Raw genomic sequence first — 23,055 nt, forward strand, 5'->3', positions numbered from 1 at the left:
TAATGCCGCCAGCGGTTGATTGCGCCACCGACCGAACCTAGGTGCTGTGACGGCATGAGCAGCAGCACCCGTACAACAAGCCCGGTCACCGGACCCATTCTGATCCTTGATGATCTGCGCGATGGCCGGATGCATCTGGCCGCTTTGTTCATTGCGCCCAAAGGCACGGCTCTGCCGCCTGTTGAGCTGGACGGCGGTGAAGCGCAGCCCGCACCGCTGGCGGAGTACAGCACCCATACGGTGCTGCGGGCGCGGTTCAGCCTGCCGGCGGGCTGCCCTACCGCCTATCAATGGAACGGCACGCGCTTTGAGCTGGCCGGCGGGTTCGGCGGCGACCTGCGGATCGCCTTTGCCTCCTGCAACGGAGAGGAACACGGAGACCTGGACCGCGACGGGGACGAACGCAACGCCATGTGGGCGCGGATGGGCGCGGAGCACCGCGCCGCCCCCTTCTCGCTGCTCCTGCACGGCGGCGATCAGGTCTATGCGGATGAGGTGACCGGCGGCCATCCCTTGAGCCAGGACTGGCCGGAGCGCATCCCGCGCGATCCCGCGCAAGAGGGCTTGGTCTCTTTGCACCGACACCTGCGAGAGCGTTTCCTGCAGCGGTATCTGGCGGCTTACAGCACACCGGAGTTTGCCTGGATCGCCGCCCGGGTGCCCTCGCTGATGCAATGGGACGACCACGACATCTGTGACGGCTGGGGGTCCTTGCGCCGTTCGCGCACCTATTCCCCGGTCGGCCAGACGCTGTTTGCGGCCGCGCGGGAAGCGGCGCTGCTGTTTCAGCACGGCTGTGCGGACGGCGACCTGCCCGCCCGCTTTGCCGATCCCGAAGGCACCCATCTGGGCTGGCGCGTCGAAGCGCCGGGGCTGCGGCTGCTGGCGCCCGACCTGCGTTCCGAGCGCAGCCGGCGCCGGGTGATGGCGCGGGGCGGCTGGCGGATGATGAGGGCAGCGGCGGAGCAGCGCTTTGCCGGGCGCAGCCTGATCCTGTCGAGCGTGCCGCTGCTGGGGCCGCGGCTGTCGCTGCTGGAGCTGTTGATGGTGCTGACGCCGCGGATGCAGAAATACGAGGACGACCTACGCGACCAGTGGCAGAGCCGGGCGCACCGGGCCTCCTGGCGGCGGATGCTGCGGCTGACCCGGGACATTGCGGCGCACGACGGCCAGCAGGTCACTGCCATCTCCGGTGAGATCCACCTGGCCACACGCGGCGAGATGGCGCTTGGCGGCGGCAAGGTGCTGCACCAGCTGGTCGCCTCCGGCATTGCCCACCGGGCGCCGCCGCGGGCCTGGGCCCGGGTGCTGGGGCTGCTGTCCTGGCTTGGTGATGCTCCGCTGGCAGGCCACCCCATCCGCATCCGCAAAATCCCCGGCCAGGCCGGGCGATACGTGGCGGAGCGGAACTATCTGATCCTAGAGCGGCAGGGTGCTGACTGGTCCGCCAGCTGGGAACTGGAAACCTCCGGCCGGTCGGCGCCGCTGCCGCTTTAGCCGCCGGCAGACGCAGGGCGGCCGCGCGGCGTCCGCGGGAACGGCAACCCTTTTCTGCGCAACCTCAGGCAGATTATATGCGGAAATCCGCCGCCCGAAGCGGCCGCAGGCGCTTGTCCGCCGAAGCCGCCCCGCGCCGGTTGAACGGCCTGCCCGCCAGACGCTACCCAAGGGGAAAAGGCGCGGCGAAACAAGGCCGCCAATCCCGAGCAGGAGCATCGCGTGAGCGTGCCGCATCAAGACATAAAACCGCGTGGCAGTGCGCCTGCCGCAAGCGTGAAACCGTTCCAGATCCGCGGCCGGTATTTCACCGCCGTGGCGCTGCGGCCAGAGGACGGGCCGCTGGACCAGGCTTTCTACGCCGCGCTGGACGCGCAGCTGCGCTGGAGCCCGCATTTCTTTGACGGCGCGCCGCTGATCCTGGACCTGGCGCAGGCGCACGGGCTGAGCCGCCCGGCAGAGCTGCGGGCGCTGGCAGACAGCCTGCGCAGCCGCGGGCTGGCGGTGTTCGGGGTCCAGAACGCAACCCCCGGCCAGCTGGCCGCGGCAGAGGATGCCGGGCTGATCGCCATTGCCAGCGGCAAGGATGCGCCGCTCAACACCGGACCGGGTACACGCCGGGAAATCCCCAAGAAATTGCGCCCGCCGGAGAATGTGCTGATCACCCGGCCGGTGCGCTCCGGCCAGACGGTGGTGGCTGAGGGCGGCGATCTGGTGGTGGTCGGGCCGGTCAGTTCCGGCGCCGAGCTGATCGCGCGCGGCAGCATCCATGTTTACGGGCCGCTCAAAGGCCGCGCGATGGCCGGCGCCGAGGGCGACGAGAGCGCCCGCATCTTCTGCCAGCGGCTGGATGCGGAACTGCTGGCGGTGGCGGGCCTGTACCGGACGAACGAGAATTTGGAGCCGGAGCTTTTGAACCGCGCAGCACAGGTATTCCTGCGCGACGGCCGGCTGTGTGTGGAGGCACTGTAATGAGCAAGGACCTGACATTGGAAGAACCGCTGGGCCGGGTGATCGTTGTCACCTCGGGCAAGGGCGGCGTCGGCAAGACCACAACCTCGGCGGCGGTGGGCGCCGAGCTGGCGCGGCGCGGCCACAAGACTGTTGTAATCGATTTCGACGTCGGATTGCGCAACCTGGACATGATCATGGGGTGCGAGCGCCGAGTGGTCTTTGACTTCATCAACGTCATTCAGGGCGACGCCAAGCTGAAGCAGGCGCTGATCCGCGACCGGCGGCTGGAGAACCTGGCGGTGCTGCCGACCTCGCAGACCCGCGACAAGGACGCGCTGACCAAGGACGGCGTCGAGAAGGTGCTGGATGAACTGCGCAAGGAGTTCGACTACATCATCTGCGACAGCCCGGCAGGGATCGAGCGCGGCGCCCAGATGGCGATGCATTTCGCCGATGAGGCGATTGTGGTGACCAACCCCGAAGTGTCCTCTGTGCGCGACAGCGACCGGGTGCTGGGGCTGCTCAACAGCATCACCGAGCGGGCCGGCAAGACCGGCGCCGAGCCGGTCAAGGCGCAGGTGCTGATCACCCGCCATGACAAGGCCCGCGTCGACAGCGGCGAGATGATGACGGTGGAGGACGTGCTGGAGGTTCTGGCGGTGCCGCTGTTGGGGATCATCCCCGAAAGCAAGGCGGTGCTGCGCGCCTCCAACCTCGGCGTGCCGGTGGTTCTGGACGACCCCTCTGCGGCGGCAGCCGCCTATGAGGACGCGGTGGGCCGGCTGATCGGCGAGCAGATCGAGATGCGGATTGCCGCAGACCCGCGCCGCGGCTTGCTGCAGCGGCTGTTCCGGCGGGCGGTGTAAGCGATGTTCGGATTTTCCCTCCGCCCCCGCAAGGCCTCTGCCAGCACCGCCAAGGAGCGGCTGCAGATCCTGCTGGCGCATGAGCGCAGCGGCGGCGGCGCCGCCCGCCCCGACTGCCTGCCGCAGCTGCAGCGCGAGATCCTGGAAGTGATCCGCCGCCACATGCAGATCGGCGACGAGGCGATCGACATCCGCATGGAGCGCGGCGACGAGCTGTCGAGCCTTGAGATCAACATAGAGTTCCCCGGCAAGCTGGGCGTCAACTGACCGGCAACACAGGTGCCCGGCCGGCGCGCCTGTGCGGTCAGTTTTACTAAATTCCGGCGCAGAGTCCCCGCCCCTTTCCTGCGCCGGGGTAAGGGCAGGTTAAGCCTGCCTGTGCTGTCATGGGCCTTCCGCATCTTACCTGCAGAAGGCCCATGACACGTCAGGACCCCTCTTTCAGCCCCGCCCGCGCCACGCCGCAGGACACCCTGCAACTGGGGGAGTTGCTGGGCGCGCTCAGCCATGCGCTGGATCTGACCGAAGGCCAGCCCAAGGGGCATTGCGTCCGCTGCTGCTGGATCGGCATGCAGGTTGCGCGGGAGCTGGAGATGCCGCCGCAGGCGCGCTCCGACCTGTTTTTCACATTGCTGCTGAAGGATCTGGGGTGCAGCTCCAACGCCGCCCGCATCTGCCAGCTGTACCTGACCGATGACCTGTCCTTCAAACACAGCTTCAAGACGGTGAGCGGCACCCGCCAGGGCATCGAATTCCTGCTGCGCAACACCGCGCTGGGGGCCAGCCCGCTGCAGAAGCTGAAAACGCTGGGCCATGTGATTGCCAGAAACGGCCAGCTGGCAGGCGAGCTGATCGAGACCCGCTGCAACCGCGGCGCCGGTATCGCCCGGCAGATGCGGTTCTCCGAGGATGTGGCGGAGGGCATTGCCAGCCTGGATGAGCACTGGGACGGCGGCGGCCAGCCGCAGGGCCTGACTGGCACGGCGATCCCCTTGTTTTCGCGCATCGCACTGATGGCGCAGGTGGCGGACGTCTTTGCCGCCAGCGCAGGGGCTGAGGCTGCCGCGGCGGAGCTGGAGGCCCGTGCGGGCAGCTGGTTCGACCCGGATCTGGTGCCGGTCTTCACCGCGGTGATCCGGCGCCCGGGTTTCCTGCAGGAGCTGGCAGATCCTGGTCTGGAGACGGAGGTGTTTGCCACCCGCCACGCGCGCCACATCCATCCGGTGGACGAGGATTACCTGGATGAGATCGCGCGGGCCTTTTCGCTGGTGATCGACGCCAAGAGCCCCTTTACCCACGGCCATTCGCAGCGGGTGGCGCGTTATACCGGGCTGATCTGCGACCAGCTGGGATACTCCACCGAACGGCGCCGCTGGATGGTGCGGGGCGCGCTTTTGCATGACATCGGCAAGCTTGGGGTTTCCAACACCATCCTCGACAAGCCGGGCAAGATGACGGAGGAGGAATTTGCCCTGATGAAGCGGCACCCGGTGCTGGGCCACGAGGTGCTGAGCCGGATCGCCGCCTTCCGCGAACTGGCGGAGGTGAGTGCCGCGCATCACGAACGGCTGGACGGCAAGGGCTACCCCTATGGCCTGGACGCCAGCCAGCTGACGCAGGAGATGCGGGTGATGGCGGTGGCCGATATCTTTGACGCGCTGACCGCCGACCGCCCCTACCGCGCGGCACTGCCGCTGGAGAAGACCTATGCCATCATGGATGACCTTGCAGGCCCCGGCATCGACCCGGAGTGTTACGCCGCGCTGCAGGATGCAGTGACCGCCAGCGGCTGGCCCTCGGCCTCGGACGGCGCGCTGCCCGGAGGTGAGTGGGAGCTGCCGCCGGCCGAGCGCAGCGCCTAGCTGGCGAGGTTGCGGTTCTTCTGTGAATAGAGCGCCAGCGCCGTCACCTGCCCCGCCACGATGGCCGAGAACATCAGCAGCGCCGACAACCCGATGCTGGCATCCGCCATCAGGGTTTCGTTGAACAGCGACTGGGTGGCGCTCATCAGCACCCGGCTGCCGGGGACCAGGATCAGAATGCCCTGCACGATATAGATGGCGCCGGTGAGGTTCAGCGTCTTGGCAAGCCAGGTGCCGTAAAGCGTGATGCACATGGCAGTAACCCAGGTGCCGACGATCCAGCCGCCGCCGAAGCCCAGGTACAGCGGTCCCCACATGCCTAGCACGGTGACCGGCAGCGCCCGCAGGATGTCGACCATGCGGGCGTTGAAGATCACCCCGATCGAGAACGACAGCGCCGGCAGCGCCAGATAGGGCATCCACCACAGGACCCCGTTCACATTCTCCACATGCGGCGTTGCCCCCCAAAGTGCTGCACCGATGCTGACGCCGATGTAGATGCCGATGAACAGTTTCATCAGCACAAAGATCGACTGGGCAAACAGGCTGGAGCCGGAAATCACGTCGTTGAAAGCAAGGCATTCCAGCGAGTTGGCAATCGACAGCCCCGGCACGAACAGCACGATGGCGGCGATGCAGGTGCCCCAGACCGGCACCTCTACCCCCATGCTGCTGACCAGCGATACAGTAAGGCCCGCGACCAGCGCCGACAGGAATTCGACCAGGATCACCCGGTCGCCGCGGCAGAACAACTGGCAGAGCCAGACCAGGAAGCCCAAGACCGCCGAGAGCGCAATGGTGGTGAGCGCGCTGCCGATCAGGGTCAGGAAGGCAGGCGGGATGGCGATATTGGCCAGCATGATCAGCCAGCCGGGATAGCGCCCCGGCTCTTCGATCCCCGGATCCTCCACCGCGTTGATGCGGATGATGGTGCGCGCCAGCAGGCTGAGGTTGATCTGCGCGGGCTCCAGGCGTCGGATGATGAACTGGTTGTCCTCGTCCGGGAACTGGCAGGAGATCGAGGTGGGTGTGGCCTGCACGATCACGTTGATGCCCTGTTTTCGGGCATAGAACTGCAGGTACTTCTCGATCTTGTAGGGCGCACAGCCGCTGCGGTGCAGGGTCTCGCCAGTGTCGGCGATATTGCGGAGCTGTGAAAGCGGTGCCATGAGCCGGAAGCCGTTGTTAATTCATGCCTTGGGGTCGCAACCCCTTAATGGATGCGGCGCGCCGCGGCGAGTGCGGATTTTGCATGGCGGCCTGCGCAGAATGCAAGGCTGGCTCTTGCTGCCGCCGAGGTTTCCGCCCATATCTGTGCCATGCTGCGCCTGTTGCCGATCCTGCTGGCCGTCGCCTACGGCCTTGTGATGTACCGGATTTCGATCTGGCGCACCCACCGCGAGCTTGACCAGCGCTCGACCGAGCTGGCCGACCCCAAGCTGAAGCAGCTGACGGACCGGCTGGCGGCGGCGCTGAACATCGCCCGCATTCCCGTGCATATCTACGAGGTCGACCCGGTGAACGGGCTGGCGGCGCCGGACGGGCGGATCTTCATCACCCGCGGATTCTACCGCAAGTACCAGAACGGCGAAGTCAGCGCCGAGGAAATGGCCTCCGTGATCGCTCATGAACTGGGCCATGTGGCGCTGGGGCATGCGCGAAAGCGGATGATCGACTTCTCCGGCCAGAACGCGCTGCGCACCGCGCTGATGATCATTCTCGGCCGCTACATCCCCTTTATCGGGCCGTGGATTGCTGGGGTGCTGACATCGCTGCTGGCGGCACGGCTGTCGCGCGGTGATGAATATGAGGCCGACGAATATGCCGCCGCGCTGCTGACCAAGGCAGGCATCGGCCTGGCGCCGCAGAAAAGCCTGTTTGCCAAGCTAGAGGAGCTGACGCAGGCGCGCGCAGGCATGGCGCCAGCCTGGCTGATGAGCCATCCCAAGACCGAAGAGCGCATCGCCGCGCTGGAGCGGCTGGAGGCGAAATGGGCCAAGGGCTGAGGCAGCAGCAGAGTTGAGAGGCCGGCCCCTCAAACTCTCCGGAGTATTCTTACAAAGAAGAAGAGAGAGCCTTGGCCAGCCGCGGCAGCCGGGCTTTCTTCAGCAGCGGGCGGATTTCCCAGCTGCCGCCGGACAGGCGGTTGGCTTCTGCCAGCACCTCTGCCCCCAGCGCCTCCATGCCAGCACCGTTCTGCAGCCAGAAGCCATAGAGCAGTTCGTCCGGGCCGAGGCGCTCCAGTCCTTCCTCTGCCAGCGTGTGGCGCGGAAAGTCCTTGTTGTTGACGGTGACGATGGCGTCGGCGTGGCCTGCGATAGCTGCGGCCAGCACATGGGTATCCGCGCTGTCGGGCAGCCAGAGGCGGGATTCGATGCCCGGCGCGGGGGCGACCTCCGCCTTGGGCCAGTTGGCGCGGATCAGCGCAATCTCTGCCGTGGCCTGCGCCGCGCCCGCGGGGCCGAGTTTCAGCGCAGCCCGTTCCCATTCGCCTAAGATCCGCGCGGACCAAAGCGGGGTGAAATGGCCGAGGCGCGCCGCGCCCAGCAGCATTTCCCGCATCACCGTCGGGTAGAGGACGCAAGTGTCGAGGAGCAGCTTCACCCGCGTCAGTCCAGCCGGAAGAACACGGCCTTCAGATAACCGCTTTCGGCCAGCTGCGGCAGTTGCGGGTGGTCGGGGCCTGCGTATCCGGTGTGAATCAGCGCACCGCGGCGGCCTGCCTTGCCGATGCCACGGGCCGAGGCGTTGCGGAACCTGGAGAGATCGGCGGCGTGCGAGCAGGAGCAGAGGCCGAGGTAGCCGCCCGGCTTGACCAGCGGCGCCGCCAGTTTGGCAACCCGTTCATAGGCGCGCAGGCCGGCCTCAAGCGCCTGTTTGGAGGGCGCAAAGGCGGGCGGGTCGCAGATGACGACGTCGAAAGTTTCGCCCTCTTCCCCCAGCGCCGCCAGCACGTCGAAGGCGTCGCCCTGGCGGGTGGTGAATTTATCCCTGAAACCACCGGCCTCGGCGCCTTGCGCGGCCAGGTCCAGCGCCGCGGCGGATCCGTCGACGCAGGTGGCTGCCCCGGCCCCGCCTGCCAGCATCGCCAGGCCGAAACCGCCGACGTGGGAAAACACGTCCAGCACCCTGGCGCCCGGCGCGGTGAGGCGGGCGGCAAAGGCGTGGTTTTCGCGCTGGTCGAAGAACAGCCCGGTTTTCTGGCCGCCGGTGAGGTCGGCCATATAGGTAGCGCCGTTCATCACCACCGGCACCGGCGCGGCGGGGGCCTCACCCAGCAGGGTCTGGTTTACGTCATCGAGCCCCTCCAGGCCGCGGGTACGGCCAGAAGCGTTTTTCAGGATCACCTCAGCACCGGTCACCTCGGCCAAAGCGGCGGCGAGCAGGTCCAGATGCGCCTCGGCCCAGGCGGCGTTGGGCTGCACCACGCAAGCTGCGCCAAAGCGGTCGATCACCACGCCGGGCAGACCATCGGATTCGGCATGAACCAGACGGTAGAACGGCGCGTCGTAAAGGCGTTCGCGCATTTCCAGCGCACGCGACAGGCGGACGGCAAACCAGGCCTGATTAATTACCGCCTCCGGATCGCGGTCGAGCATCCGGGCGATGATCTTGCTTTCGGGATTGACCGAGACCAGCCCCAGCGGGCGCTGCGCCTCATCCTCCAGCACCGCAAGGGTTCCGGGTGCCAGCTTGCGGGTGCGGCGGTCGGTCACCAGTTCGTTGGCATAAACCCAGGGAAACCCGTGCCGGATGGCGCGGGCGTTGGACTTGGGCTTCATTTTCACGCGGGGGCGCTGGAGCGCATCGGAGGAGGCTGTCATGAGCCCCTCTTATCCGTAAGCCCGGAACAGGAAAAGGGGCCGCGTGGCCCCTGTCCTTGGGAACTTCCGCGCTGCGGTGCTGCCCTTACCGCTCGCGCGAGCGCCAGCCGCCGCGGCGGCGCGGTTTTTCAGCGCCTTGCAGGCCGTCGCGCAGCACCGTCGTCATCGGGTGCTCCGGCTGGGCATCGCCGTACAGCGCCAGCAGCGCCTGGATGTCGGTGCGGCTGTCGCGGGCGGCGTCCATGCCCAGCACCCAGTCGAAAAAGATGCTGCGGCACTGGGCATCGGTGATGCCCTCGATCCGGTAGGCCTCGTAGATCAGACCGCGCGGGTCCTGTTCAGTGCTGCCCTTCTTCATCCGCCGCTTCCCTATCCAAGGTTTCGCCAATCAGCGCAGCACAGCGGCTGTAGCGGTCCTGCAGTTCCTGCTCCAGCGTCTCCAGCCGGGCATAGCCGGTGGTGCGGCAGAGGAACTGCGCCCCGCCCTCCCCCATGGTTTCGGCCTCGATGGCCTTGCCGGAGAGCAGCCGCGCTGCGCATTGCACCGACCAGAATAGCCGGTAACCGGCGGCGAGGTATTCTGCATCCGCGTCATTCAGCCACCCGGCAGCGACAGCGCCCTTGAGGCCGGAGGCCACATCGCGGGCCGCCGAGCCGGAGGTAAGGGTGCCGGCCTGCGACAGCAATTCGATGTCCATCATCCGCCCGGGGCCGTTCTTGGCGTCCCAGACCCCCGCGGGTGTCTTGGCCGCAGCAAGTCGCTCACGCATCTTAGCCACCTCGCGCAGGACCTTGCCGCACTCGCGCGGCTCCGACAGGAAGCCGGTGCGGAAATCCTCAATCTCTGCGGTCAGGCTGGCATCGCCTGCGATGGTGCGGGCGCGGGTCAGGGCCAGATGCTCCCACACCCAGGCCTCGTTCTGCTGATAGAGCGTGAACCCCGCCAGGCTGACCGCAACAGGGCCCTGGGTGCCGGAGGGGCGCAGGCGCATGTCGACCTCGTAAAGACGGCCCTGCGCCATCGGCGCCGACAGCGCGGTGACAAAGGCCTGGGTCAGGCGCGCGAAATAGGGGCGCGTGGCCAGCGGGCGCTTGCCTTCCGACATTTCCACTCCTGCAGGGTCGTAGATCACGATCAGATCGAGGTCGGACTGCGAATTGATCTGCCCGGCCCCCATCGAGCCCATCGCCAGCACCGCGGCGCCGCGGCCCGGCGGCGGCCCGTGTTTCTTAGAGAAATGCGCCACCACCTCCGGCGAAATCCCGGCGATCACCACCTCTGCCAGTTCCGCATACTGGGCGCCCGCCTGATGGCCGTCGATCAGCCCGCGCAAATGATGCACGCCAATGCGGAAATGCCATTCCTTGCACCAGCGGCGGGTGGCGTCCAGCCGGGTTTCATAGTCATCCTCCTGCTGCAGCCGCGTTGCCAGCTCTGCCCGCAGCTTCTCAGCTCCCGGCCAGGGATCGAAGAAGGAGCCGCCGATCACCGCATCAAAAACGGCGGAGTTGCGCGACAGGAAGGAGGCCAGATCGCGCGAGGTGCCGGCAATATCGACCAGCAGGTCGATGAGCTGCGGATTGGCGCCCAAGAGCGAGAACAGCTGGACGCCCGCAGGCAGCCCGGCCAGAAAGCCGTCCAGCGCGAGCAGGGTTTCGGCGGGCTTGGCAGTCTTGGCAACGCGGGACAGAAGCTCCGGCTTCAGCCCCTCGAAGATGCGCGCACCGCGCGACGAGCGCAGCGCCGGATAGGTGGGCCAGCGGGCGATAATGGCGCCGTCCAGCTCCGCGGTTTCCTCCGGCAGCGCTGCCGGGGGCGGGGCCGCGCCGGGGGAGAAGAACCCCTCGGTCAGCTCATGCACCTCTTGCAGGCGGGTCTTGATTTCGGCCTGCAGATCCGCCGGATCACGGTCCATCAGGCAGGCGATGCGGGCGATGCCGTCCTCGGATTTCGGCATCCGGTGGGTCTGGGCGTCATGCACCATCTGAATGCGGTGCTCGACCTCGCGGTGGGCGCGGTAATGGGCGCTGAGGGTTTCGGCCACCTCCGGCGGCACCCACCCCTTGTCCGCCAGCGCCGCCAGCCCTTCAACAGTGCCGCGCAGCCGCAGGGACTCGTCGCGCCCGCCGGCGATCAGCTGGCGGGTCTGGGTGAAAAACTCGATCTCGCGGATGCCGCCGCGGCCCAGCTTCATATCGTGGCCCGGCACGCGGAGGGCGCCGCCGGTGCCCTTGCTCTCGCGGATGCGCAGGCGGATGTCGTGGGCGTCCTGGATCGCGGCAAAGTCCAGGTGCCGCCGCCAGACAAAGGGGCGCAGGGTATTCAGGAACCGTTCCCCCGCGGCGATATCGCCGGCGCAGGGGCGCGCCTTGATATAAGCGGCGCGCTCCCAGGTGCGCCCCAGGCTTTCGTAGTAGCGCTCCGCCGCTTCCATCGCCAGGCAGACGGGCGTGACCGCCGGGTCCGGGCGCAGCCGCAGGTCGGTGCGGAACACATAGCCGTCACCGGTGCGGTCGCTGAGAGCGGCGCACATGTTCTTGGTCGCGCGCACCATTCCCTGGCGCGCCTCGTAGAAATCATCCGGGTCGAAACGGGTTTCGTCGAACAGGCAGATCAGATCGATGTCGGAGCTGTAGTTCAGCTCATGCGCGCCCATCTTGCCCATCGCCAGGATGGTCAGCCCGCCCGCGGTCTCCACGTCGTCCTCCGTGAGGCCCGGCAGCTTCTTGCGGCGGATCAGGCTGGCGATCTCCGCCTTGGCCGCAACGTCTGCGCAAAGCGCCCCGAAATCGGTAAGCGCTCCGGTCACCTGCTCCAGGCTCCAGCCACCCGAAAGGTCGCAGAGCGCGGTCAAGAGCGCCAGCCGCCGCTTGGCCTGGCGCAACCCCGGTTTCAGCTGCGCCGCTTCCAGCGCGCGGCAGTCCGCAAAAACCTTCTGCAGCGCGCCTTGCGGGTCCTCCAGCGCCTCAGGCAGCCAATCCGCCTCGCGGTCTGTCAGCTCTTTCAGGTAAGGACTGGAGCCGCAGGCCCCCGCCACTAGATCCGCCAGATCGCCGGACAGGGCCGGCACCAGCGCGCGCGCCTCGGCGCCAAGGTCAGAGTCATAAGGGCGGGGAATGCGGGAAATCGTCAGGCCAGTCTTCATGGACAGAGACTGTGCCGCCGGCCCGGGCGCGTCAATGGCCGAATTGCCGCGCTGCCGAACCCAAGGCCGGCAAGATAGAACCACATTATTTGGACTTTTCCCTAGCGCATTAGAACGATAATTGAAGACAGCACGCATAAAGAACGAAGTGGTTCTGGACGCCTCCAGCCGGAGACCAGGGAAGGATTATCATGTCAAAACTGCGCTATGGGATCAAATCGCTGTTTCATCGGCAACCTCAGAGCCAGTTGATCAAGCTGAATCCGTTGATCACGAAACCGAATTCCGGAACGGGAAAATTCGTTTTTTCGAAAGGAAGCACGGCTTCACACCGAACCTTGAGCAACCAAGGAAGTTCTCGGAAAAACTCTTGCTGAGAATTCTCAGCGACCCGGACCCGTTTTATCCCCTGTATGGCACAAAACTGAATGCACCTTTCTTTCTTGCCGGCCGCGTGCCGCACGGATTGAAGTTTGTACCAAGGCTGAAGGTAAAGCACCGTGTTACGCCCGATGATTTTTCGGACCTTCCGTCTGCCTTCGTCATGAAGTCAAGTTTTGGATCGGGTGTGAATGAAATCATCACTGATGCGAGCACCGTTGATCTGCATGACCTGTGTCAGAAAATGAATGCAAAGATACCGCAGGTCGTAAACGCGCAAGGGAATTCCGACCCGGCAAACTGCGTCATCTTTGAAGCCTACCTTGGCGACCCAGAAGGCAATGCTCCCGACGACTTCAAGTTTCACTGCTTTCATCGCAAAGACCGTCAGGCCGAAGTGATCATCCAGGTGGACTCCAACAGGTTCGGAGATCACCGGCAAAGCATGTTTGACGAAGACCTCAATCGGCTGGATCTTGTTTTCAACAACAAGGAGCGGCATGAAACACCGCCGGTCATGCCGGAAAACATCGGTCAAATGATTACGATCGCCAGACAGCTGTCGGATGGATTTGATTACATCCGAGTGGATCTGTATTCCATCGGCGGTGAAATCTACTTTGGCGAGTTCACGCCGTTCCACCAAGGCGGGATGGGGCCGGTTTCCAGCAGCGAATGGGACCACAGGCTTGGAAACCTCTGGCAGTTCCGGCTGCCTGCGTATTCCGGCACAGGCTGACGCAGGGTCAGGAATACCCGAATAGGTTAAAATCAAATTTTACGGTAATGTTAACGATACGGTTATGCTCCCGTTGCGGAGCTGTTTTTGTTTACTGAGTATCTTGTTGTCTGGGGATGACCGGACCAGTCCGCGGTTTGGACAGGTCCCGGCAGCGGAAGGTTTCCGCTGCAGCACTCCCCATCCGGTGTCGCAATCGGAGCATAACCGCGCCTCCTTCCTATACATGCATTGTTGCGGCAGCGGCCCCTGAGCCCTGTTTCTGCAAGCTGCTGCCGCTTCCCGCCTACGCCAGCGTAAAAAATGTGAAAAAGATTTACATAGAGCCTTGAAAGCCCCCCGCCGGCATCCGATATGCATTCATGTGAAAGGGATTTACATTCACCCTAACCTGGAGGACCCCGATGACGAGTTTCACCCCAACCGCCCCCGCTGCGCCAGTGCAGGGCTGGTTTTCCCGCAGCGAAGCCTGGCTGGACAGTAAGGGCAAGGGCGCCTGGATCGCCGCCATGGTGCTGGGCTTCGTGTTCTTCTGGCCGGTTGGCCTGGCCCTTCTCTTCTACATGATCTGGAGCAAACGCATGTTCAGCAAATCCTCCTGCCGCCACCGCAAGTCCTGGGCCCGCCACGGCTACTCAGCGATGAAACCCTCGGGCAACAGCGCCTTTGACGCCTACAAGGCCGACACGCTGCGCCGGCTGGAGCAGGAGCAGCATGACTTCGAGGCCTTCCTGGACCGCCTGCGCGAGGCCAAGGACAAGGCAGAGTTCGACCAGTTCATGGACGAGCGCGCCCGTACCGCCTCCAGCGAGGACCTGGAGGACGAAGATGAGGACCAGGGCGAACCCAAGCGCCACTGATCCCGCTGACCTCCGGCAGCCCCGCCCGCCGTCCGGGCGGGGTTTTCGTCCCCCTCTCCCTTTAGCAAAGGACCCCCTGCATGACCGCCCTGCCCGATCCCGACTACCAGGCAGAATTCTATGCGTCTGTGCCCGCCAAGCGGCTGATCGCCTGGATCATCGACAGCATCCTGATCTTTGCGCTCAGCGCCGGCGCGGTGGTGCTGACCGCCTTTACCGGCCTGCTGATCTGGCCGCTCCTGTATCTGGCGGTGGGCTTTGCCTACCGGACCGTGACCATCGCCAACGGCTCTGCCACCTGGGGCATGCGCTTTGCCGGCATTGAACTGCGCGACGGCGCAGGCCAGCGGCTCGACAGCGGCATGGCGGCACTGCACACCGCGGGCTATTCGCTGTCCTTGGCGCTGCCGGTCCTGCAGGTAATTTCGGTGATCCTGATGCTGACCTCCGCGCGCGGCCAGGGGCTGACGGACCACTTCCTAGGCACGGCGATGCTGAACCGGCGGGTTTGACCGGAACCGGCAAGATACCGTTAAACCATTTTCCACAAGACCGCTTGGCGCACCGGAACCGCGTTGCTATCATCGTCGGGACCACAGGCAAACTGCTCTGCCTGTTCCGCGAAACTGCTGACGGGTTCCAATGCGCCATACGCTTCCTATTGCACCGCAGTTCTATGTGACTGCGCCGCAGCCCTGCCCCTATCTGGAGGGCCGGATGGAGCGCAAGCTGTTCACCGCGCTGCAGGGCGACGGGGTGGAGCAGCTCAACAACAGCCTCAGCCAGCAGGGGTTCCGGCGCTCGCAGAACGTGCTGTACCGGCCGTCCTGCTCGGAATGCTCAGCCTGCCTTTCGGCACGGATCGACGTGGCCGCCTTCAGCCCCACCCGCAGCCAGAAGCGCACCCTGAAGCGCAACGCGCATCTGGAGCGGCGCGCCACCTCGCCCTGGGCGACGGAGGACCAGTTTGCCCTGTTCCGCAGCTACCTGGACAGTCGCCACGCCGATGGCGGCATGGCCGATATGGACGTGTTCGAATACGCCGCGATGATCGAGGAAACCCCGGTGCGCAGCCGGGTGGTGGAGTATGCGGCGCCGGGCAGCAGCGAACTGACCGCGGTGTCGCTGACCGATGTGCTGGAGGACGGCCTCAGCATGGTCTATTCCTTCTACGCCCCGGACCGGCCGCAGGACTCGCTCGGCACCTTCATGATCTTGGATCACATCAAGATCGCGCAGGAAGCGGGACTGCCCTATGTCTACCTCGGCTACTGGGTGCCCGGCAGCCAGAAGATGGGCTACAAGGCCAAGTTCTCCGGCCTGGAAATCTATCATCAGAGCGAATGGAAGAAGATGACCGATCCGGAGCAGTTCGAGACCGCCAGCCACCCGCTGTCGACCGACCCGATTGCCGAGCAGGTCGCCAATATCCAGCTGCCCGAACAGCCCATTCACCGCGGCGGCTGATGCAGTATCTCCACGCCGTTTCGCTGCTGGTGCCGGATTACGACGCCGCCATCGCCTTCTACTGCGGTCAGCTGGGCTGGCAGCTGGTGGAGGACGTCGACCAAGGCCGCAAGCGCTGGGTGCGGATCCTGCCGCCCGGGGCCGAACAGGGCAGCCTGATCCTGGCCCGGGCCGAAGGGCCGGAGCAGCAGGCCGTGACCGGCAATCAGTTCGGCGGCCGTATCGGCCTGTTCCTTGCCACCGATGATTTTGCCCGCGACCATGCGGCGATGCTGGCCAAGGGCGTCCATTTCGAGGAAGAGCCGCGGCGTGAGCCCTATGGCACCGTCGCCGTCTGGCGCGACCCCTTCGGCAACCGCTGGGACTTGATCCAGTTCACCTGAGGCCCGCGCCGCCTCCTTTCATCTTTCCGCAAATACTCCGGGGTGAATGCGCCAGCGGCGCAGAGGGGCAGCGCCCCAGTCCGTTCCGAACATGCAAAAGGGGCCCGCTCGGGGCCCCTTTTTTTGTTTTCTTGTCGTGCGGCCCGGATCAGTTCGGGATCAGCGCCGGCACGATGGTCACGATCGACGGGAACATCCAGAGGATACCGATGCCCACCACCTGGATCAGCACGAAGGGCACGATCCCTCGGTAGATATGGGCCGTCGTGACCTCCTTCGGTGCCACCCCGCGCAGGTAGAACAGCGCAAATCCGAAGGGCGGTGTCAGGAAGGAGGTCTGCAGGTTCACTGCCACCATGATGGTCACCCATTTCGGATCGAACGACCCGCCATAGATCACCGGCCCGACAATCGGGATCACGATGTAGATGATCTCCAGGAAGTCCAGAACGAAGCCCAGGAAGAACAAGACCAGCATCACGATCAGGAAGACCGTCATCTCGTTGTCGAAGCTTTTCAGGAACTGCTGGATGTAGTGCTCGCCGCCAAAGGAGATCACCACCAGGTTCAGAAGCTGCGAGCCGATCAGGATGGTGAAAACCATCGAGGTCACCTTGGCGGTTTCCCGCACCACCGGGGTCAATACGCCGGAGCGGAACAGAACCCAGCAGCCATAGAGCAGCCCGAACAGCGCGTAGAGGTACATCACATAGGCGGCGATGAAAGCGATCCAGCTCTCGACAGAGACGCCGCCCTGGTTGACGCGCAGGTCGAAGTTCATGCCGATCAGGATGCAGATCATCACTGCGAAGGTGGACCAGATGATGATCCTGCCCGATTTGCCCTCGTCCTGCAGCTTGCGGTAGGCCGCCAGCATGATGGCGCCGCCTGCCCCCAGCGCCGCGGCCGGCGTCGGGTTGGTGATGCCGCCCAGGATCGAGCCCAGCACCGCAACGATCAGCACCAGCGGCGGGAACACCACACGGATCAGATCGTTTCTGGCGCAGCGGGCCGCAGCCTCGCGGCAGCCCCAGAGCGCCAGCAGGAGCGGCAAGGCAATCCACAGCACCGTGGCGCCGGCAGAAGTGGTCGGCGCAATCGCCACCAGATCCACCAGTGCAATCAGCAGGATGCCGATGGACCCCAGGATCAGCGGCTTGGCGTCGCGCGAAGGCGCCACGCCGCGGCCGAAGGCCAGCACCAGGCCCAGGAGAACCATGATCACGGTGATGCCGGTGCCGATCGGCGCAGCAGAGGCGATCTTGGCTTCGCGGGCGGCGGCGATTTCCTCGTCGCTCAGCCGCTTGGCCAGGGCCACACCGCCTGCCTCGTTGATGGCCTTCTGCTCCTCCACCGCAGCATCCCAGGCTTCCTGCCCGTGCAGCTCGATCATCGAGGCCTTGCATTCCGCGCCGACACTGGTGCGCAGGGACGCGGTTTCACCCGCATCCGAGAAGGTCGAGACGGTGATGTTCTGGCTGCCGATCACGTTGAAGCTGGAGAGCAGGATCGCGCCGCCGATCAGCGCCGCAGGCACACCCAGGAACCAGATCAGCCCTTCGTTGCGGGTGATCACCTCGCCGGTGCCGCCATCCAGCGTCACGGCAGGCGCCTTGTGCGGGTTCAGGAGCGCATAGCCGAAGGCATAGGTGGCATAGAGGATCGCCAGCAGGATACCCGGCAGCAGCGCCGCCTGGAACAGGGTGCCGACCGATACCACCGCCGGCTCGCCCAGGTAGGTGAGCGCGTCGGAACAGCCTGCCTCCATCGCGCGGGTTTCCTGCGCGGTGGAGTAGAGATCGCCCGCCAGCGTGCCGAGAAGAACGATCACGATGGACGGCGGGATGATCTGGCCCAGGGTTCCCGAGGCCGCGATCACGCCGGTCGCCAGCTCCGGCGAATAGTTGTTGCGCAGCATGGTCGGCAGGGCCAGCAGGCCCATGGTCACCACGGTGGCGCCGACGATGCCGGTGGAGGCCGCAAGGAACGCGCCCACAACCACGATCGACACCGCCAGACCGCCGGGCAGCGGGCCAAAGACGCGCGCCATGGTGGTCAACAGGTCGTTGGCGATCTTGGAGCGTTCCAGAGTGATGCCCATCAGCACGAACATCAGAACCGCCAGCAGGGTTTCAATCGACGCGCCCGCCAGCACCCGCTCGTTCATCCGGTTGACGATGAAGGAGACGTTGCGGTCCAGCGCCACTTCCCAGCCCTGGGCAAACACCGGTTCCGCCATGCGCGGCAAGTCCGGGTAGCGGAATACAGATATCTTGTCGGGCCTGACGCCCGACCCCACCAGGTCGCGGTAGGCCTGCGACGAGGTGTCGATGGCCTGGTGGATCAGGATGCCGGCGCTGTCCAGAGCGGCGATGATCCCGAAGGAGATGATCCCGGCGCCGCCGATGGCAAAGGCCACTGGAAAGCCGGAGAGAATGCCCCCGAAGAGGCAGAAGAATACGATGAGCAGGCCGATCTCGACGCCATCAAGTCCAAATAGCATGTTTCCGACGTCCCCTTAGTGCGTGCCTTCGTAGGCTTCTTCACCCTCTCCAAGGCTGTCCTTGTCGAGGTATTTGTTTTCACTGCCCTGGCCTTCGACGAACTCGAGGAACGAGCGGTAGAAGAAGGCGATGGCATGCAGGAACACGAGGCCTGCAAAGGCGATCAGCAGGATCTTGAACAGGAAGTAGGCGTTGAACCCGTTGGGGCTGAAGCCGATGGTCTCCACGTTCCAGCGCAGGGCGCGGGATTTCATCACCAGCCGGTCGAGCGTGTCCGAGGCCGAGGGTTTCGGCACGATCAGATGGCGCCACAGGAAGAACCAGCCGTACATCCACGTCAGCACCGCGGCGGGCATCATGAACAAAAGCGAGCCGAGCATGTCGACCACCCGCTTGGCGCGGAAGCTGATGCCGGAATAGATCAGGTCCACCCGCACATGGCCGCCCTGCACGAAGGTGTAGGTCACGCAAAGACAGACCACCAAGGCGTTGTAAAATTTCAGTTCTTCGGCAAACCAGCTGATGTCCTGGCTGAACGGAATACCAAAGCCGAAGCTGATGTCGGGCCGGGCGAACACCCGCTGCATGAAGACGATGATGATCTGCTGAAGCACCATCAGGAGGCCCGCCCAGGCAAAGAAGCGGCCAACGGTGTTGGCCATTCCTTCCAGGCCGCGGACCATGCCCCACATGAAGCCGCGGAAATAAATTCCGACCGCGGTCAGCACCAGGAAGGCGGTGAAGACGACAAAGAAGAACTCGACCGAGCCGCCGTAGTAGACGAAGCGCATGATCGAGGCCTTGTCGGACCAGTCGAGCCAGAGCTGCGGATGGGTGATGGCATAGCCGAAATTATAGAAGGCGCCGGCGATGTTCTGGACCAGCCAGAGCAATCCGCCCGCTATGGCGCCGAAGAAGGTGAGGCCACTCTCTTCCTGCATGTTTCCCCCGGGGGTCTTTGCTGCGGCGGGTCAGGCACGCGGCCCATCGGCCGGACTGCCCGCGTCACGCAACTGGAAAAGGATCCCCCGCCTGTCAGCGGAGGATCCGGTTGATGCCGGTCAGGCAGATCAGCCCAGGACGCGGTCGCGCTGAACGCGGTAGGCGCCTTCGGACTTGGTGATCCAGCCGGAGGAGGCTTTCATCGATGCTTCGACGCTGCCGCGGATCTTTGCGAACAGCTCGTCGCCCATGAACTCGTCCAGGGTTTCTTTGGTGGCTGCACCGAAGGCATCCCAGACGCTGTCGGGGAATTCCAGGGTCTTCACACCGCCGGACTGCAGGCGCTGCAGCGCTGCACCGTTGTTGTTCATGAACTGCGCCAGGCTCCATTGGTGGCCGGCGGCCGATGCCATCTCGATGATCTTCTGATGGGCAGGCGACAGGCCTTCGAACACTTCGCGGTTGGTGGCAACCGACAGCGCCGCGCCCGGCTCGTGGAAGCCGGCGGTGTAGTAGGTCTTGGTGATTTCCTGGAAACCGGCCTTCTCGTCCGCCCAGGGGCCGATCCATTCAGTGCCGTCGATCGCGCCGGAGGACAGCGCCTGATACACTTCGGAGCCCGGGATGTTCTGCACCGAGGCGCCCAGCTTGCCCAGCGCCTTGCCGCCCAGGCCCGGCATCCGGAACTTGAGGCCGTTGAAGTCCTCGGGGCCTTTGATTTCCTTGTTGAACCAGCCGCCGGCCTGCGGGCCGGTGTTGCCGCCGATGAAGGACTTGAGGCCGAAGATCTGGCCCAGCTCGTCATGCAGCGCGTGGCCGTCGCCGTGGTAGTACCAGTTCACCAGTTCCTGCGGGGTCATGCCGAACGGCACGGCGGTGAAATAGGCATAGCCCGGATGCTGGCTGACGAAGTAATAGTCAGCGGCGTGGTACATGTCGGCCTGGCCCGCGGTCACGGCGTCGAACACTTCGAACGCGCCGACCAGCTCGCCTGCGGCTTTCACGTCAACGGTCAGGGTGCCGTCGGACATTGCGGTGATGGTGTCGGCCACGAATTGCGCCGAGTCATGCACGCCTGCCAGACCGCGGCCCCAGGTGGTAACCATGGTCAGGGTGCGGTTGCCCTGGGCATAGGCCGGAGCCGCCAGGGTGCTGGCTGCTGCCGCGGTCCCGCCCAGCGCGGATGTTTTCAAGAAAGAACGGCGATCCATTAATTATTCCTCCCATTATCAATTCGGATTGCCCCTGGGTCCCCCCGGGGCGGATCGGTTCGAGTCCGGTCAGCCTAGCGGCAGCGGATTTTATGTGAATACCTAGTACTGCGTAGAACGGAACGTTTTTGCCGGTTTTCGCAGCAAATCGCACGCATTTCAGGCGGGTAGCGAACAATGCACACTCCCGCATCAAGGGTAATCCGCCCTGCCCTGTTTGATTCCGCTGGGCGGCTGGGCAATGATTCGGTACACGATTCTGACCAATTGCTGCGGAGTGCCGATGCGCCTGTTTCACGCCCTGCTGCGCCCCACCTACGCGCAGAAGCTGTCGCTGCTGATGACCCTGCCGCTGATCGTGGCCGGCACCGCCATCGCGGTGCTGGTGGGCTACCAGTCGCGCAGCCTGGCAGAGCGCGAGATCCAGGCGCTGGAGATGCAGCTGCTGGAAGCCAAGAAAGCGGAGCTGCGCAATTACGTCACCCAGGCGCGCAACGGTTTTGCCCACATCTACGGCCTGGCGGCGCCGGATGACGCGGCGGCCAAGGAACAGGTCACCCAGATCCTCAGCGCGATGATCTACGGCAAGGACGGGTTCTTTTTCGTCTACGACTACGACGGCACCAACCTGGTGAGCCCGCGGCAGACCGAATTCATCAACCGCAACTGGGCGGGCCTGACCGACAGCGCGGGCGTGCCGGTGGTGGATGAGTTCATCCGCCTGGCCCGCGACGGCGCCGGCTGGCACAGCTTCACCTGGGAAAAACCCTCCACCGGCGAAGAGGCGCAGATGATCGCCTATGTGCTGGGCCTGCAGGACTGGCAATGGGCGATCGGCACCGGGGTCTTCATCGACGATGTGCTGGCCACGGTTGCCGCCTCGCGGGCGGAAGTGGAGGCGCGGGTGCGGCGCACCTTCCTGTATATCGGGGCGATCACGCTGACATCGCTGGTGCTGGTCTTTGCCTCCGGCATGTTCCTGAACATACGCGAGCGGCGGCTGGCGGATGCCAAGCTGAAGGAGCTGACCCAGCGGGTGTTCGATGCCCAGGAGGAAGAGCGCGGCCGGGTGGCGCGGGAGCTGCATGACGGCATCAGCCAGCTGCTGGTGGGGGTGCGCTACGCGCTGGACAACACCCGCCGCCGCCTGTCGCGCGGCGACGGCGAAGGCGCGGCGGCGCCACTGGAAAAAGGAACCGAGAGCCTGCTGACCGCCATTACGGAAGTGCGCCGGATCAGCCGCGACCTGCGCCCCGGCGTGCTGGACGACCTCGGGCTGGGGCCGGCGCTGAAGGCGCTGACGGACGATTTCGCCGCCCGCACCGGCATCGAGACCGAGTTTTCCACCGTGGTGTTCCGCAACCGGCTGGACCAGGATTCCAAGATCGCGCTGTATCGCATTGCGCAGGAGGCGCTGACCAATATCGAGCGCCACGCCGAGGCGACCAGGGTCAGCATCGACCTGCGCGGCCACACCCGCGGCGCCACCATGCGGATTTCCGACAACGGCCGCGGCCTGCCGCCGCGCGATGCCCGCAGCGGGCCGGGGATCGGGTTGCGCAATATGCAGGAGCGGATCGAGCAGCTTGACGGAACCTTGCGCATTCTGTCATCACGGGGCACCCAGAGCGGCACGGTGATCGAGGCCAGCCTGCCGCTGAGCCACCTGCTGCCGCCGGGCGAGGAAGGCACACCTGCGCAATTGCCGTGACCGGAGGAGGCTGCGGCGGCCTTTGGATGAATGGAAAGCTGCATCGGGGGAATGATGGCTGATCCGGTGAAAGTTCTGATCGTGGATGACCACCCGATGGTGGCCGAGGGCATCCAGTCGATCCTGGAAAGCTACGACGACATCGAGGTTGTCGGCTCCCTGACCGATGGGCGCGACGCGGTGGAGCAGATGGGCCGCCTGGCGCCTGACGTGGTGCTGATGGATCTGAACATGCCCAAGCTCGGCGGCCTCAGCGCCACCGAGATCATCCTGGAACAGCACCCCGGCACCCGCATCCTGATCCTGTCGATGCATGACAGCGCCGAATATATCTCCACCGCGCTCAGCCACGGCGCCATGGGCTATGTGCTGAAGGATGTGCCGACGGAAGAGATCAAGCAGGCGATTGACGCGGTGATGGAAGGCCAGACCTACCTCTGCACCGGCGCTGAAGGCTCGCTGAAGCCGAAGGACGGCAACAGCCGCGAGGCGCTGACCGGGCGCGAGCAGACCATCCTGCTGGAGCTGGCGCAGGGCAAGTCCAACAAGGAAGTTGCGCAAGTGCTTGATATCTCGGTCCGCACCGTTGAGACCCACCGCAAGAACATCAAGCGCAAGCTGGGCATCTCCTCCACTGCCGGCCTCACCCGCTATGCGCTGGAGCATGGCGTGCTGCAGGGCACCGGCGCCGGGTTCTGAGGCGCCGGT

At 65.1% G+C, this 23,055-nt stretch carries 21 protein-coding genes; 13 read left to right on the forward strand and 8 right to left on the reverse strand.

From position 1 onward, the window contains the following. The first annotated feature begins 54 nt into the window (after nucleotides 1–54). The 5 genes from LHL23_RS02370 to LHL23_RS02390 all read left to right on the forward strand — a co-directional run bounded on the left by LHL23_RS02370 (nucleotide 55) and on the right by LHL23_RS02390 (nucleotide 5,179). On the forward strand, nucleotides 55–1,497 hold the full coding sequence (locus LHL23_RS02370; protein WP_222475264.1) for an alkaline phosphatase D family protein: 1,443 nt from the start codon (nucleotides 55–57) through the stop codon (nucleotides 1,495–1,497). Between the two features lie 222 nt (nucleotides 1,498–1,719). Further along, a complete protein-coding gene (gene minC, locus LHL23_RS02375; protein ID WP_222475263.1) occupies nucleotides 1,720–2,469 on the forward strand; it encodes a septum site-determining protein MinC in 750 nt (249 codons plus the stop codon). After that, nucleotides 2,469–3,317 carry a septum site-determining protein MinD gene (minD, locus tag LHL23_RS02380; protein ID WP_222475262.1) on the forward strand — a complete coding sequence of 283 codons (849 nt, stop codon included), beginning with the start codon at nucleotides 2,469–2,471 and terminating at the stop codon, nucleotides 3,315–3,317. Before minC ends, minD begins: the two co-directional genes overlap by 1 nt. Nucleotides 3,318–3,320: 3 nt before the next feature. Beyond that, nucleotides 3,321–3,584: a cell division topological specificity factor MinE gene (minE, locus tag LHL23_RS02385; protein WP_222475261.1), complete on the forward strand. Its 264-nt coding sequence runs from the start codon at nucleotides 3,321–3,323 to the stop codon at nucleotides 3,582–3,584. 152 nt (nucleotides 3,585–3,736) lie between these two features. Next, nucleotides 3,737–5,179, forward strand: a complete 1,443-nt coding sequence (locus LHL23_RS02390) for an HD-GYP domain-containing protein (protein WP_226428662.1) — start codon at nucleotides 3,737–3,739, stop codon at nucleotides 5,177–5,179. On the opposite strand, the gene LHL23_RS02395 is transcribed toward LHL23_RS02390, so the two are convergent. Continuing rightward, nucleotides 5,176–6,348: a threonine/serine ThrE exporter family protein gene (locus LHL23_RS02395; RefSeq protein ID WP_226428663.1), complete on the reverse strand. Its 1,173-nt coding sequence runs from the start codon at nucleotides 6,346–6,348 to the stop codon at nucleotides 5,176–5,178. The genes LHL23_RS02390 and LHL23_RS02395 overlap by 4 nt on opposite strands. Before the next feature lie 150 nt (nucleotides 6,349–6,498). On the opposite strand from LHL23_RS02395, the gene LHL23_RS02400 reads away from it, so the two are divergent. Beyond that, the gene (locus LHL23_RS02400; RefSeq protein ID WP_226428664.1) at nucleotides 6,499–7,185 is read left to right on the forward strand and encodes a M48 family metallopeptidase; all 687 of its coding nucleotides are present in this window, start codon (nucleotides 6,499–6,501) and stop codon (nucleotides 7,183–7,185) included. Between the two features lie 49 nt (nucleotides 7,186–7,234). Here LHL23_RS02400 and LHL23_RS02405 read toward each other — a convergent pair whose 3' ends face one another. From LHL23_RS02405 to LHL23_RS02420, 4 genes are all read right to left on the reverse strand, one after another. Further along, complete coding sequence (locus tag LHL23_RS02405; protein WP_222475257.1) at nucleotides 7,235–7,783, reverse strand: RSP_2648 family PIN domain-containing protein; 549 nt, start codon at nucleotides 7,781–7,783, stop codon at nucleotides 7,235–7,237. Nucleotides 7,784–7,788: 5 nt separating this feature from the next. Then, the gene (locus LHL23_RS02410; RefSeq protein WP_226428665.1) at nucleotides 7,789–9,003 is read right to left on the reverse strand and encodes an RSP_2647 family RNA methyltransferase; all 1,215 of its coding nucleotides are present in this window, start codon (nucleotides 9,001–9,003) and stop codon (nucleotides 7,789–7,791) included. 85 nt (nucleotides 9,004–9,088) lie between these two features. After that, nucleotides 9,089–9,361 (reverse strand): hypothetical protein, encoded by a 273-nt coding sequence (locus LHL23_RS02415; protein ID WP_226428666.1) that lies wholly within the window; start codon nucleotides 9,359–9,361, stop codon nucleotides 9,089–9,091. Next, on the reverse strand, nucleotides 9,342–12,149 hold the full coding sequence (locus LHL23_RS02420) for a glutamine-synthetase adenylyltransferase (protein WP_226428667.1): 2,808 nt from the start codon (nucleotides 12,147–12,149) through the stop codon (nucleotides 9,342–9,344). The genes LHL23_RS02415 and LHL23_RS02420 overlap by 20 nt, the downstream gene beginning before the upstream one ends. A gap of 121 nt (nucleotides 12,150–12,270) precedes the next feature. On the opposite strand from LHL23_RS02420, the gene LHL23_RS02425 reads away from it, so the two are divergent. From LHL23_RS02425 to LHL23_RS02445, 5 genes are all read left to right on the forward strand, one after another. After that, nucleotides 12,271–13,269 (forward strand): ATP-grasp fold amidoligase family protein, encoded by a 999-nt coding sequence (locus LHL23_RS02425; RefSeq protein ID WP_226428668.1) that lies wholly within the window; start codon nucleotides 12,271–12,273, stop codon nucleotides 13,267–13,269. Nucleotides 13,270–13,673: 404 nt separating this feature from the next. Next, nucleotides 13,674–14,129, forward strand: coding sequence for a DUF2852 domain-containing protein (locus LHL23_RS02430; RefSeq protein ID WP_222475249.1), 456 nt, complete (start codon nucleotides 13,674–13,676; stop codon nucleotides 14,127–14,129). Between the two features lie 80 nt (nucleotides 14,130–14,209). Then, nucleotides 14,210–14,641, forward strand: coding sequence for an RDD family protein (locus tag LHL23_RS02435; RefSeq protein WP_222475247.1), 432 nt, complete (start codon nucleotides 14,210–14,212; stop codon nucleotides 14,639–14,641). Nucleotides 14,642–14,771: 130 nt separating this feature from the next. Then, on the forward strand, nucleotides 14,772–15,596 hold the full coding sequence (locus LHL23_RS02440) for an arginyltransferase (protein WP_222475246.1): 825 nt from the start codon (nucleotides 14,772–14,774) through the stop codon (nucleotides 15,594–15,596). Beyond that, nucleotides 15,596–15,979 (forward strand): VOC family protein, encoded by a 384-nt coding sequence (locus LHL23_RS02445; RefSeq protein WP_226428669.1) that lies wholly within the window; start codon nucleotides 15,596–15,598, stop codon nucleotides 15,977–15,979. Before LHL23_RS02440 ends, LHL23_RS02445 begins: the two co-directional genes overlap by 1 nt. A gap of 148 nt (nucleotides 15,980–16,127) precedes the next feature. Here LHL23_RS02445 and LHL23_RS02450 read toward each other — a convergent pair whose 3' ends face one another. From LHL23_RS02450 to LHL23_RS02460, 3 genes are all read right to left on the reverse strand, one after another. Then, complete coding sequence (locus tag LHL23_RS02450; protein ID WP_226428670.1) at nucleotides 16,128–18,482, reverse strand: TRAP transporter large permease; 2,355 nt, start codon at nucleotides 18,480–18,482, stop codon at nucleotides 16,128–16,130. Between the two features lie 15 nt (nucleotides 18,483–18,497). Then, complete coding sequence (locus LHL23_RS02455; RefSeq protein WP_222475243.1) at nucleotides 18,498–19,424, reverse strand: TRAP transporter small permease subunit; 927 nt, start codon at nucleotides 19,422–19,424, stop codon at nucleotides 18,498–18,500. A gap of 129 nt (nucleotides 19,425–19,553) precedes the next feature. Continuing rightward, on the reverse strand, nucleotides 19,554–20,636 hold the full coding sequence (locus LHL23_RS02460; protein ID WP_222475242.1) for a TRAP transporter substrate-binding protein: 1,083 nt from the start codon (nucleotides 20,634–20,636) through the stop codon (nucleotides 19,554–19,556). 283 nt (nucleotides 20,637–20,919) lie between these two features. On the opposite strand from LHL23_RS02460, the gene LHL23_RS02465 reads away from it, so the two are divergent. Continuing rightward, nucleotides 20,920–22,347 carry a cache domain-containing protein gene (locus LHL23_RS02465; RefSeq protein ID WP_226428800.1) on the forward strand — a complete coding sequence of 476 codons (1,428 nt, stop codon included), beginning with the start codon at nucleotides 20,920–20,922 and terminating at the stop codon, nucleotides 22,345–22,347. A 54-nt stretch (nucleotides 22,348–22,401) separates the two neighbouring features. After that, a complete protein-coding gene (locus LHL23_RS02470) occupies nucleotides 22,402–23,046 on the forward strand; it encodes a response regulator transcription factor (RefSeq protein ID WP_226428671.1) in 645 nt (214 codons plus the stop codon). Nucleotides 23,047–23,055 lie beyond the last annotated feature (9 nt).

Source organism: Leisingera sp. McT4-56 (assembly GCF_020514995.1).
Taxonomy (GTDB): Bacteria; Pseudomonadota; Alphaproteobacteria; order Rhodobacterales; family Rhodobacteraceae; genus Leisingera; species Leisingera aquaemixtae_A.